This is a genomic window from Pediococcus claussenii ATCC BAA-344, assembly GCF_000237995.1.
Lineage (GTDB): Bacteria > Bacillota > Bacilli > Lactobacillales > Lactobacillaceae > Pediococcus > Pediococcus claussenii.
Genome location: NC_016605.1, coordinates 446,690 through 459,558 on the forward strand (window position 1 = coordinate 446,690; position 12,869 = coordinate 459,558).

Annotated in this window: 13 protein-coding genes; 10 read left to right on the forward strand and 3 right to left on the reverse strand. The window is 36.1% G+C overall.

Annotated elements, in window-relative coordinates; translation table 11 throughout:
* Positions 1–98: 98 nt before the first annotated feature.
* Both PECL_RS02090 and PECL_RS02095 read left to right on the forward strand, forming a co-directional pair.
* Positions 99–479, forward strand: a complete 381-nt coding sequence (locus PECL_RS02090) for an iron-sulfur cluster biosynthesis family protein (protein ID WP_014214946.1) — start codon at positions 99–101, stop codon at positions 477–479.
* 71 nt (positions 480–550) lie between these two features.
* Complete coding sequence (locus PECL_RS02095; RefSeq protein WP_231951997.1) at positions 551–1,738, forward strand: MFS transporter; 1,188 nt, start codon at positions 551–553, stop codon at positions 1,736–1,738.
* A 151-nt stretch (positions 1,739–1,889) separates the two neighbouring features.
* Here PECL_RS02095 and PECL_RS02100 read toward each other — a convergent pair whose 3' ends face one another.
* Positions 1,890–2,297 (reverse strand): iron-sulfur cluster biosynthesis family protein, encoded by a 408-nt coding sequence (locus tag PECL_RS02100; protein WP_014214948.1) that lies wholly within the window; start codon positions 2,295–2,297, stop codon positions 1,890–1,892.
* A gap of 148 nt (positions 2,298–2,445) precedes the next feature.
* Here PECL_RS02100 and gloA2 point away from each other — a divergent pair, with 148 nt between their 5' ends.
* Positions 2,446–2,826, forward strand: a complete 381-nt coding sequence (gloA2, locus tag PECL_RS02105) for an SMU1112c/YaeR family gloxylase I-like metalloprotein (RefSeq protein ID WP_014214949.1) — start codon at positions 2,446–2,448, stop codon at positions 2,824–2,826.
* A gap of 93 nt (positions 2,827–2,919) precedes the next feature.
* Here gloA2 and PECL_RS02110 read toward each other — a convergent pair whose 3' ends face one another.
* Positions 2,920–3,153, reverse strand: coding sequence for a hypothetical protein (locus PECL_RS02110; RefSeq protein WP_014214950.1), 234 nt, complete (start codon positions 3,151–3,153; stop codon positions 2,920–2,922).
* Positions 3,154–3,215: 62 nt separating this feature from the next.
* The gene (locus tag PECL_RS02115; RefSeq protein WP_041534559.1) at positions 3,216–4,004 is read right to left on the reverse strand and encodes a serine hydrolase; all 789 of its coding nucleotides are present in this window, start codon (positions 4,002–4,004) and stop codon (positions 3,216–3,218) included.
* Between the two features lie 385 nt (positions 4,005–4,389).
* Between PECL_RS02115 and adhE the strand changes: the two genes are divergently transcribed.
* The 7 genes from adhE to PECL_RS02150 all read left to right on the forward strand — a co-directional run bounded on the left by adhE (position 4,390) and on the right by PECL_RS02150 (position 12,862).
* Positions 4,390–6,933, forward strand: a complete 2,544-nt coding sequence (adhE, locus tag PECL_RS02120; protein WP_014214952.1) for a bifunctional acetaldehyde-CoA/alcohol dehydrogenase — start codon at positions 4,390–4,392, stop codon at positions 6,931–6,933.
* A gap of 254 nt (positions 6,934–7,187) precedes the next feature.
* Positions 7,188–8,165, forward strand: a complete 978-nt coding sequence (locus PECL_RS02125) for a glycosyltransferase family 2 protein (protein ID WP_014214953.1) — start codon at positions 7,188–7,190, stop codon at positions 8,163–8,165.
* Positions 8,166–8,250: 85 nt separating this feature from the next.
* Positions 8,251–8,964: a glucosamine-6-phosphate deaminase gene (locus PECL_RS02130; RefSeq protein ID WP_014214954.1), complete on the forward strand. Its 714-nt coding sequence runs from the start codon at positions 8,251–8,253 to the stop codon at positions 8,962–8,964.
* A 221-nt stretch (positions 8,965–9,185) separates the two neighbouring features.
* Positions 9,186–9,638: a LytTR family DNA-binding domain-containing protein gene (locus PECL_RS02135; RefSeq protein ID WP_014214955.1), complete on the forward strand. Its 453-nt coding sequence runs from the start codon at positions 9,186–9,188 to the stop codon at positions 9,636–9,638.
* Positions 9,639–9,643: 5 nt separating this feature from the next.
* Entirely contained in the window at positions 9,644–10,375 is a 732-nt protein-coding gene (locus tag PECL_RS02140; RefSeq protein ID WP_041534560.1) for a LiaF transmembrane domain-containing protein, read from the forward strand.
* A 173-nt stretch (positions 10,376–10,548) separates the two neighbouring features.
* A complete protein-coding gene (locus tag PECL_RS02145; RefSeq protein ID WP_014214957.1) occupies positions 10,549–10,764 on the forward strand; it encodes a P8 family protein in 216 nt (71 codons plus the stop codon).
* Between the two features lie 262 nt (positions 10,765–11,026).
* Positions 11,027–12,862, forward strand: a complete 1,836-nt coding sequence (locus tag PECL_RS02150; RefSeq protein ID WP_041534561.1) for a PTS mannitol transporter subunit IICBA — start codon at positions 11,027–11,029, stop codon at positions 12,860–12,862.
* Positions 12,863–12,869: the final 7 nt, after the last annotated feature.

Genomic DNA, 12,869 nt, shown 5'->3' on the forward strand with positions numbered 1-12,869 from the left:
TACAATAAATTACTAAACTATCAAAATAATATTGTTTGGAATTTGATGAGTATTGGTTTATTATAAGATAAAATTAAAGATTTGAAAGGGTGAGTGATATGGACATTAAGTTTGATGAAACGGCGATTAACAGGGTTAAACCACATTTAGGTAATAATAAGCGATTGCTTTTAACTTTTGAAGACGGTGTTGGTGCTTATTCACAACATGCTATGATTCATATGCAAGTACAATTTTCAATTAACATTATTTCTAATGATATGGCAATTGATGAATATGACACAACACTCACCTCTAATTTAGGGGACGTCTTGATTAAGGGATACTCTAAAGAAGACTTAGATGATGGTTTGGTTATTTCTTACAATGATAAATTGAACACTTTAACACTTACCGGAAACGGCGGAGTAATAGATAGTAATCTTGGATTTATTGATTTTACGGATCCTAATGGGGTTAAGGAGAATCCTGCCCGCTAATTTTTAATGCTACCTTCGCCTGTTTGCCAATGTCATTAACACTGACGATTAAAGGGACGGAGGTTTTTTTATTGGAAAATCAAATTACACAAAAGAAATTTAGCTGGTCACTCTTTCTTAGTCCATTTGTGTCACGATTGGGTGATGAGCTATTTATTTTCGGATTGAATTGGTTCATTGTACAGGCTACTGGGCAAGCAGCATTGCTGGGAATAGTGCAAGGAATTGGTGGGGTTATATTAGTTTTTGGGGATTTAATTGCTGGCCCAATTGTGGATCGGTATAATCGTAAAAAAATAATGCTAACTTCTGATTTGGTCAGTTTTATTGCTTGCCTTATTGCTGCAGCAACTGTTGACGTAAAAGAACCCATTTTTTATCAATTAGTATTATTAACTGTTGTGATGGATATTGGCTTGGCATTTAATTTTCCAGCAGCTAAGGCAGTCGTTCCAGAAGTTATTGTTCCAACTGCATTGGCCAGATTTAATTCAATGGCTAACTCGGGAACAATGCTCGCCCAAGTTTTAGCACCATTAGTCGGTGGTTTTCTGTTGACGATTAGTTGGATTGACTTTAGAACATTTTTATTGTTTAACGCTTTCTCCTTCTTATTATCGTTTGTAATTACTTATGCTTTAAAATACCAACAAAAAACAAAGTTGGTAGAAAGCTTGCCGATTTTACGAAGTTTACGTGACGGATTAGCGTATATAAAGAAGGTCCCAGATTTATTTCGCTTAATTGTGTTTGAAGGCTTTTTCGCAGCCTTTGTAGCTGGGTTTTCGCTATTACTCCCATATGAAATTGATCGTTATTATCATGGAGATGAGAAACTTTATAGTTATGTTTTGACGGCTTTCGCGATTGGCGGGTTAATGGGGGCTCTTGGTTCTTCACTGAGTAAACGGGAACCACATATTCGACAAAACTATTTTGATGCGGGGATACTTGCTGCTGGAAGTTTGCTGGCAGCTTTGTTTCAGTCATATCCTGTTTTATTGGCCGCAGCTTTCGTGATTGGTTTGTTTATGTCCCTTTACGGAATTCGATTAATGACGATTGTACAGCAGATCGTGTCAACGGACATGTTAGGACGCGTTTTTTCAATTTGGTTTTTGATCTTTGATAGCGTAATGCCACTAAGCTCGTTTGTATTCGGATTTGTAGCAGATGCTTTACATCATGCAACTTTTTATGTACTATCACTTTTGATTGCTGTAGGACTTGTTTTGGTAATTTGTATGAAGAAACGATAGGCTTTTCTCCATACTTTTGGACGAATAGTAATGATAATAATACAAGCGTAAGTTTTAATCATACTAAAAAACCCTGAATAATGATGCTCTTCATTGTTCAGGGTTATCTATATATAGTTTACGATTAGTCAATAATTGGTATTGCTCGAAATTAGCAAATGTTATTTCCAATTGCTTTCATTTCTTTACGTTTTTCTTCGGTGCTTAAGTTTTCATCAGGGTGATAGTTAGTAACTGTTACGGCACCATCAAGGATACCACCGTTATCGCTTAGTTTAAGGATACCCATCTTATAATCAAGTGCCAGACCTTCACCTAAAAATGTTAATTCTTCTTTTCCGGTTGTTAGGTTAACATTTTGATCATTATCAATTGCAGTGCTGTAATCATCATCAGCCACTGGAGAAATAACGATTTGGTATTTATTGCCAACCGCACAGGATCCACCTAGTTTTGAAAATTTACTGGATCCGTCATCAAGTGCTAGAAAAATGTGCTGACCGTCAATGCCCTTAGATTTTAGATATTCAAATGCGTTTGGTTTAATATTTAGTTTCATAATAAATCCCTCCCTCAATGTTCTTAATTTTACTCTGTTTTTTCTATAAAACTAATATTTTGCTTGGATTTTTAAATTGGTATAGTTTTAAGCCGAAAATTGAATTATGATATATTATTTTTAATCAAAAGTATGCAAGGAGAGTCTGATGGATTTTAAAACAATTGATCATGTTGCTATTATTGGATCTAATTACGATGTAATGAAGGAATTTTACGTTTTAAAGCTCGGAATGGAAGTAATTAAGGAAACTGTTAGAGCAAAAAAGAATGATATAAAAATTGATTTAAGATTTGGAGAATTAACCTTCGAATTATTTATTAAGAATGATGCTCCAGAAAGAATTACGCACCCGGAAGCTAAGGGACTGCGCCATGTTTCATTTCACACTGATAATATTGAAAATGATATCGCTGAATTAAAAGAAAAGGGAGTAAGAGTTGAGGCAGTCCGGAGAGATGAATTAAATAACCGTAAAATGACATTTTTCTTTGATCCAGAAGGATTGCCATGGGAATTACATGAGTAAGCAACATAATTTTATATACAAACAAGCCCCGAATGACAGATAAAACATTGTTATTCAGGGCTTGTTTTTTGCTTGCTTTAAAGGGATTAATTTTTAAATTTTTTTAGATACCTTATAGGTGGTTACACCTGATTTAGTACTATCGTGAGCATCTTGCGCATAAAAAATGGCATATTCTTTACCACTCTTGTCATCCGTTACCACAACGAGTTCCCGATCTTTAGCAGAATCTTTGTGTTTGAAAATTTGTCCTTTTTTAATGGCTTCATTGTAATCATGAAAATTACCTAATGAGTCACCAGGATTAAAGAAAATAGTTTCGCTCATGAACAACATCTCCCTACTAACTTGGATAAGCTAAATATATCTAATAATTCATGAAAACGCAATCATAGTGCCCGTAGAATGTTAAAGATTTGTTCTCCAATTAATTGCATGCCATTATAAATTGCAATTCGATCGCTGGATGCAGAAGATAGGAATGCTAAGTCAATCTGATGATGATTAAAGATGTAGCGTGCAACATCGTGATCAACTTGGATACCTTCCCCGGTGTAATTCATGATAACAATTGGTAGTTGTGAATATTCAAAGTAGCCACTGATTTTTGATTTATTTTGTTGGGAACGCAATAAGTAATTAATGAAAGATCGGGAAGTAGAATGTGAATCTAAAATATCTGACATCAAATTAGAAGCATCTTGGCCAGAAATTAAATTATCATGGGTGCGATCAATATTGATTTCCTCTTTAAAAAAGCGTTCAAATGAGGTGTCTTGGTACTTACTGTTTCGTAGCCACTGATTAATTGTGCCTGGCCCGACACTGCTAATTAAGAGATTGGCTGCCGAATCATCTTCAACTGTTAAAATTAAAGTTATCAAATCACTTATTTTCCAATTTGAAATGGAGAGATGTGACAAGACACCCTTACCATTTACAATGCTTTGGGGCGCTGTTCCGATGAGTTGATCTAAGTTTAATCGTGTGTGATCGATTTCCTCAAAGAAATATTCAAGGATTAGTAATTTAGACAATCCGACCGCCGGATGCCTAAAATCTGGATTAAAGTTAATGAATTCCTTTCCGTCCAGTTTAACTTGTAAGGTCAGATTGCCTGGTAGGTCATGCAAAAGCTTAAAAATAATATTACGACTGTTTAAAAGTTGATTATTCATGGTTACTCCTTTAAATAGATGCTCAATAATCTTATTATACATGCAAATTAATATCGACAGGTAAATGTAATTTTATCGGGCGCTTTTGCGCTTATCGGGTCGTTTTTGGTCCACGCGGGACATTTTTTGAAAAAAGTTTTATTTTTTTTATTTTGAAAAGAATTAGCATGAAAACTTGAGGATAAAGGAATTTTACAGAAAGCGGTTTCATAAAACTGCTGAAATTGCAATCTATTTGTTTTTGAAAGCCTTTACTTTGAAAAAGCAGTTGATATAATTACCTCGTAAAATAAAATAAGATTTACCCCAAAGAGGAGGATTATTATGGCTGTAGCAGAAAAGAAAGCAAAGAAAACACAATCAGTAGAAAACTACTATTGATGAGATGGTTTCACGCTCGCACGTAGCACTCGATAAGTTGGAAAGTTTTACTCAAGAACAAGTCGATAAGATTTGTGAAGCGGTTGCTTTGGCAGGACTGGAAAATCACATGAAGTTAGCCAAAATGGCTGTTGAAGAAACGGGCCGTGGTGTGGTTGAAGACAAAGCTATTAAAAATATATACGCTAGTGAATATATTTGGAACAGTATCCGTAATGATAAAACTGTTGGAATTATTAATGATGATGATGAGAAACAAATCATTGAAATTGCAGAGCCTCTTGGGGTAATTGCAGGAGTAACACCAGTAACAAACCCAACATCAACAGTTGTTTTCAAAACATTACTTGCCTTGAAAACGCGAAACACAATTATTTTTGGATTCCATCCACAAGCACAAAAGTCTTGTGTTGAAACAGGAAAGATTTTAGAAAAAGCTGCAGTTGAGGCTGGTGCACCTGAAAATTCAATTCAATGGATTGAAGAACCAAGCATTGAAGCAACTAACGCTCTAATGAATAACGATGGTGTGGCTTCAGTTTTAGCTACAGGTGGTCCTGGCATGGTTAAAGCGGCATATTCAACTGGAAAACCAGCACTTGGTGTTGGCCCTGGTAATGGTCCGGCATATATTGAAAAATCTGCAAACATTAAGCGTTCAGTTAATGATATTGTTCTTTCAAAAACATTTGATAACGGTATGGTTTGTGCATCTGAAAATAGTGCAGTTGTGGATGCTGAAATTTACAATGAAGTTAAAAAAGAATTTCAAGCGCTCGGATGTTATTTTGTAAAGAAGAGTGAAATTGACGCACTCTCAGAAACTGTTATGGATCCAGAACGTCATACGGTTCGCGGCCCAATTGCTGGTAAGAGTGCTTTCACTATTGCTAAGATGGCTGGTATTGATGTTCCAGAAGATACTAAAGTTTTGATTGCTGAGATCAATGGTGTTGGCGTTGACTATCCATTATCAGGTGAGAAACTTTCACCAGTTCTTTCAATGTACAAGGTAAAGGGACATGATGAAGCATTTGAACGGTGTGAAGAGTTATTGAATTATGGTGGACTTGGTCATACTGCAGCATTACACACAACCGATGACAATTTAATTACTGAGTTTGGACTTCGTATGAAGGCATGTCGTATTTTGGTTAATACACCATCAGCCATTGGTGGTATTGGTAATATCTATAACAATATGGTTCCATCATTAACATTAGGAACAGGATCATATGGTAAAAACTCAATTTCACATAACGTAACAGATTTTGATTTACTAAATATTAAAACAATAGCTAAGCGTCGCAATAATATGCAGTGGGTGAAGCTCCCCCCAAAAGTATACTTCGAGCGAAACTCGATTCGTTATTTGGAGACAATGGAAGGTATTAAGAAAGCATTTATCGTTTGTGACCCTGGAATGATGAAGTTAGGTTTTACCGACCGCGTTGTTGCCGAATTAAACAAACGTGTTGACGCTCCTGAAATTGAAATTTTCTCTGATGTTGAACCTAACCCTTCAACTAATACAGTTTATCGTGGTGTTGATCAAATGCGCTCGTTTGAACCAGATACAATTATTGCGCTTGGTGGTGGTTCAGCGATGGATGCTGCTAAGGGCATGTGGTTATTCTATGAACATCCAGAGGCATCATTCATGGCCGCAAAACAGAAGTATTTAGATATTCGTAAACGTACCTATAAAGTACCAACCCCAAGTAAGGCTAAGTATATCGGTATTCCAACAACATCAGGTACTGGATCAGAAGTTACACCATTTGCTGTTATTACGGATTCGGAAACCCATGTTAAATATCCAATTGCTGATTATGCCTTAACACCAGATGTTGCAATCGTGGATTCTCAATTTATCGAAACTGTACCACCACGCACAACAGCGCTAACAGGACTAGATGTGATCTGTCATGCAACTGAATCATTTGTATCTGTGATGGCAACGGATTACACAAAGGGATGGTCACTACAAGCCCTTAAATTAGCATTTAAATATTTGAAGCCTGCGTATGATGGTGACTTGGTAGCTCGTCAAAAAATGCACGATGCTTCAACAATTGCTGGTATGGCCTTTGCTAATGCGTTCTTAGGAATTAATCATTCAATCGCTCACAAGCTTGGTGGTGAGTTCGACTTACCACATGGTTTGTGTATTGCAATGACATATCCACATGTTATTCGCTACAACGCTAAGACACCTCGTAAGTTGGCTATGTGGCCACTGTATGAACACTTTACGGCTGATGAAGATTATGCTGAAATTGCTCGCTACCTTGGGTTAAAGGGTCGAACAACGGAAGAACTAGTTGAAAGCCTCTCACAGGCCTATATCGATTTGGCACACAGCATGGATGTAAACTTGAGCTTGAAAGGTAATGGCGTTACTAAAGAACATTTTGATAAATCTGCGCAAAAATTAGCCGAGTTATCATATGAAGATCAATGCACACCGGCTAACCCTAAAGAGCCACTTATTTCTGAGTTGAAAGAAATTATCGACAAGGAATATGAAGGCATTGATGTTGAATAGCAATAAGTAATTAAAATCTGGTTTTGGAGGGACTATTTCCCTCTAAACCAGTTTTTTGTTTGTCCCTTAACTATTTTTAAAATGAGAATTAGTTTAATTTTAATAAAACTCGATTATTAAAAACTGTATTCATATAAATTACTTATATTATTCATAATTTATCCCTGAATATTAATCTAATCTTCACAGTGTCACAGTATAATTATCCATATTAAGTACAAATGTAATATTTTACGAGAAAGGAAATGTGATCTATGACAAAGAAGCCCTTAATTTCAGTGATTTTACCCGTTTATAATGCTAAAAAAACGCTGAAAAAATGTATTGAAAGCATCCTTGGACAAAAATATTCGAATTTTGAACTAATTATTGTTGATGATGGTTCGACGGACGTTTCGGATGTTATTTGTGACGGATATAGGTTTCATCCTAAGGTTCGGGTTTTTCATAGAAGAAGACAGGGAGAAGCATCTGCAAGAAATTTTGGGCTGACAAAGGCTAATGGCGATTATATTTCTATTTTAGATAACCATGATTGGATAGCCCCCGAAATGCTATCTGAAATGCAGTCTGCAATAAGAGATACTGGGTCGCAAATTGCAGTTGTTGGAAGATATTTAACTGGGGATCATGAATCGATCTTGATGGATCAATTTACAGATAATAAAGCTATATTAGATAACAAAATGGCTTTGCGTGAGTTGCTATTGGAAAGGAGATTAGATTCATTAGTGGGGGATAAGTTATTTGCTTCCAAACTATTTAATGAATTTAGATTTCCTACAGGACGTTCACACATTGATATTGGATCGACGTATAAACTGTTAGCAAGAGCAAATCGGATTACTCACATTGGGGATCCACTGTATTATCGCAAACGTGAAGAGTCAGATTTAAATTCACCAATGGGTCAAAGAAATTTAGATTTACTACTCTTTTCACAAGATATAGTGGGCTTTATCAAGAAGAATTTTCCCTACTTAGAGAGTGAAGCGCGATATTTGTATTATCACAATCTAAAAAACTATAGAGCTCAGTTGTCACAATACGGTGCTGAAGATTCTTATACAAACTTTTGGATTAAAACTTATTTTAAACGTTCTTTTTTATCGGCAATGTTAAACAGATATTTTTCCCTTAGTGAGAAAGCTACGATGGTTCTTGCACGTGTAGGAGCGTATAGGTTAGCAAGGCCTAGTGTGGACTATTATTCAGTTAATTCGCGAAAATAAATGTGAGTAAATGATGTTTTAGCTTGCAATTTGGTTTAGACCATTCTATAATTGGACTATACCAAAACATAAAGGAGATTTCGTCATGAAAGTTATCGTTGTTAAAAGTGATGTAGAAGGCGGAAAAGAAGGATACAACGTTTTCGCAGAAGAAAAGAAAAATGGTGCAAAGACATTTGGTTTGGCAACTGGTAGTACACCAGTTACAACTTACAAAGAAATCGTTGCAAGTGATTTAGACTTTACAGATTCAGTATCTGTAAACTTGGACGAATATGTTGGAATGTCAGCCGATAACGAACAAAGTTATAACTATTTCATGAAGTCACACTTGTTTGATTACAAGCCATTCAAGACTTCATATTTACCAAACGGTTTGGCTGAAGATTCTGATGCAGAAGTTAAACGTTACGACAAAGTAATCGATGACAATCCAATTGATTTACAGATTCTTGGAATTGGTCGTAATGGGCACATTGGTTTTAACGAACCAGGTACACCACGCGATATTACTACTCACAAAGTTCCTTTGACTCAATCAACAATCGACGCTAACGCACGTTTCTTCGAACATGAAGAAGATGTTCCAAAGTTCGCTTATTCAATGGGTCTTGCTTCAATTATGAAGAGTAAGCACATTTTGCTCGAAGCATTTGGAGAAGACAAAGCAGATGCTGTTAAGGGCATGATTGAAGGACCTGATACTGTTGACTTACCAGCAAGTATTTTACAAAATCATCCGAACGTAACAGTTATCATTGATGAAGCTGCTGCAAGTAAGCTTGAAGGTAAATACTAAAATTAATTAATTAATTAATTAATTGATTAATTAAGACAGAATTCTGAGCAATTGCTTGGAATTCTTTTTTTGTGGAATTAAGTTTCGAAGGTGTGTTACTTCAGTTTACTCTGAGTCTTTGTACTGATTAACCACCTGCATTTGAAAAATAACCTCTTATACAAAAAATATTTACTTAGTTTGTTTCTTGTGGAAAACTATTATCTGAAAGGAACGTAGATATGAAATTTCGAATTGTTACTGATGATCAACTTGATGAAACTGAAATAATAATCAAATCTGCAAATCCAGATGACGTGGAAGTTCGACGATTGAAGCAAATTATACAAAAGGCAATCAATGAACCGTTACAGTTAATAGTATTTCAAAATGATATTCAAATTTTTTTAAATGCTGACGAAGTATTGTTTTTTGAAACAGATGGCCGACAGGTCCAAGCCCACACTGAAAATGCCGTTTACCAAAGTGGCAACAGATTGTACGAGTTAGAAGAAATATTAACATCCAATTTTATTAGGGTGTCAAAGTCGGCAATTTTAAATGTTGATCGAATTTATTCAGTTGATCATTCTGTTTCAAGTAATTTGGTGCATTTTGGAAATTCAAATAAGCAGGTCTACGTCTCTCGTAGATATTACAAAAAATTAAAGGAAGTTTTGGAAGAAAAGAGGTAAGTGTAGTGCATAGAAGAAGCAGTAGGTGGTTTTGGGGATTGTTTTTTGTGATTGGTGCAGTATTACTTGGTGCAAGTAAAATGGGACTAATCGATTATCATTTTGGTATCTGGCAAGTTGTTGCTACTGTTTTTTTTGGCGGTATTTTTTTAAGAAGTTTATTATGGTTGGCTTTTCCGGGTATCTTTTTCTCCGCCGCCTTTTTAGCAATGATCTATGCCAAGCCATTGGGAATAGGGATACTCGTTCCGTGGACAGTATTAGGCATTGCATTACTATTGACCATTGGATTTTCGATAATATTTGGACCATTTCGTTGGAAAAGGTACGGTAACGACTGGTCGCGGCATGGTCACGGATATCAACATAATTGGCATTATCAGCATTCAGGCAGTGATACGGACGAAGTTGTTAATATCGAAAATAAATTCGGTACAAATATTCGTTATGTACGCTCAACAAATTTAAAACAAATCAATATTCAAAACACGATGGGCGAGACAAAGGTATATTTAGACCAAGTTAAAGTAAATGATTCAAATGAAGTTTTAATTAATGTTGACGTATCATTGGGTGGTATTGAATTGTATATTCCGAGTGATTGGAAAGTTGATGATGAAACTAACCTAGTCATGGGTACAATTGAAAAAGATGGTCCTCATGGTGGTGATAGTGTAGTAAAAGCCATTGTGCAGGGGCAGGTTAAAATGGGTGGAATAAAAGTGGTTTATGGATAAAATAAGAAGAAGGTTATTCCTATACCCTTGAGGTTGTGAAGCGGTGTTTAATTTAGTTATTTTCATTTGATGTGAAATGAGAACAGTGTTATAACAAAGCCGTGGGGCGGACTAAAATATATAGAACCACGCAACTAATCATTGCGATAACCCATTTTTTTGGAGGCATTATTATGGCAAATGTATTAAAATTAGAACTTCTCGATAAGGCGGTTAACGAGGTTTTTGATTGGAGTGATGATTCAACACCATTACGTGACGCAATGTGGAACCATACGATGGATGCTAACGGGCGTGATACATTAAAAACGACTGCTGAGGCAAAAAAATGGGAAGGAATGTCCGCTGATGAGTTAAAAACAACTGCTGAAGCGATGCTAAAAAGTTAGTTCAATAAATTTGTGCTTAGTGTATAACCTTGATTAATTTCATTCTGAAATTGGTCCGGGTTATTTATTTTGTTCTGAAATTAAATTTAAGACTTAGTTATAGGCCAAACTTATTAAAATTTTTTGATGAGTAATGAAACAGTATGAATTTAATTTTAGATATTGTCACTTACCTAGTGACAAAGAGTGTTTTAGTTTTTATTGAAAACGCTTACTTCAAGATGTACGATTACTCATGTTGAAAGGGAAAGGAGATTTAGATATGCAAAATACTATTTCCGCTGACAAAAAAGTTGAAGCAAAACCGAAAAAGTCAGTCAAAGCACGTATGCAGAAATTTGGTAGTTTTTTAAGTGGTATGGTAATGCCTAATATTGGGGCGTTTATTGCTTGGGGACTTATTACTGCCATTTTTATTCCAGGAGGATGGTTTCCAAATGCTGGCTTAGCAAAGCTTGTTACACCAATGGTTACTTATTTACTTCCACTCATGATTGGATACACCGGTGGTGAAATTGTCGATGGACATCGTGGAGGCGTAGTAGGTGCCATCGCAACAATGGGTGTCATTGTTGGTACCACTATTCCAATGTTTATCGGTGCTATGGTAATGGGGCCACTTGGAGGATATTTAATTAAAAAGTGGGATGATGCAGTTCAACCACATATCCACCAAGGATTTGAAATGTTGGTTAACAACTTTGCCGCAGGAATCTTAGGAATGATTTTAGCAATTTTAGGATTCTTCATTATGGGTCCAGTTGTTTCTGTGGCCAGTGAAGCAATGGGACATGCTGTTAATGCAATCATTGCAGTTCACTTGTTACCATTAGCCAATGTATTTATTGAGCCAGCCAAAGTTCTGTTTTTAAATAACGCAATTAATCAAGGTATTTTAACTCCATTGGGAATTCAGGCTGCAGCTCATGCTGGGAAGTCAATTCTGTTCTTGCTTGAACCAGATCCAGGTCCAGGCCTTGGGTTACTCTTGGCATTTTCTTTCTTTGGAAAGGGTACCGCAAAGGCATCAGCACCAAGTGCAATCATTATTCAGTTCTTTGGTGGTATTCATGAAATTTACTTCCCATATGTATTGATGAAACCTTCACTATTTCTTGCAGTAATTGCAGGTGGGGTAACGGGTACAACAACGTTTTCAATTTTGGGAGCCGGTTTAAAAGCAACACCATCGCCAGGTTCAATTATTTCGATTTTGCTAATGTCACCCAAATCAATTACTAACTATATAGCATTGCTACTGGGTGTAACTTTAGCGGCTGCTGCTTCATTCATTGTTGCGTCAATTATTCTTCGTCGTGATAAAACACCAGATATTGAAACAGATGATCTGGAAGCAGCAACTGCGCAGATGAAACAAATGAAGAATGGTGATGTTTCTGAAGCAACGCAGGAGAACATCGATAATGCTCGTAACGTGGTCGCTAATTATGACAATGTTAACAAGATCATTTTTGCTTGTGATGCTGGAATGGGATCATCAGCAATGGGTGCTTCATTATTAAGAGATAAGGTAAAAAAAGCTGGAATTGACATGTCAGTTACTAATACAGCTATTAATAATTTAAAAGATGAACCAGGTTTATTAGTTGTTACACAAGATGAGCTTGCAGAACGTGCTGCACAAAAGGCTCCGAATGCAATGAGAATTTCCGTAGATAACTTTTTGAGCAGTCCTAAGTATGACAGTATCGTACTTAACTTAAAAGCACGTGATCAAATGGATCCAGAGCCTGTTAAAGCGCAAGAGACTTCAGAGCAAAAGAAAGATCAAGTTAAGAAGGTTCAGATGGATTTGGCGGGCGTTAAAGAAATTACATTCCTGCGCGATGATGATAAGGTCGGAACAGCTACAATGGCAACGTCTTTGATGAAAGATCGTGTGAAAAAGGCCGGTTTAAATTTAGATGTTAAAAGTCTAGGAATTGATAAGGTTGAGGATTCTGCAGACAATCTTGTTATTGTAACTCCGGAAGCTGCAAAGAATTTGAAGATTCGATATACGAATATTAAAGTGTTTGCAACCAAGGATCTATTGAATTCTCCAGATTATACTGGTATGTTGAATACGTTGAAATAACGGCAAT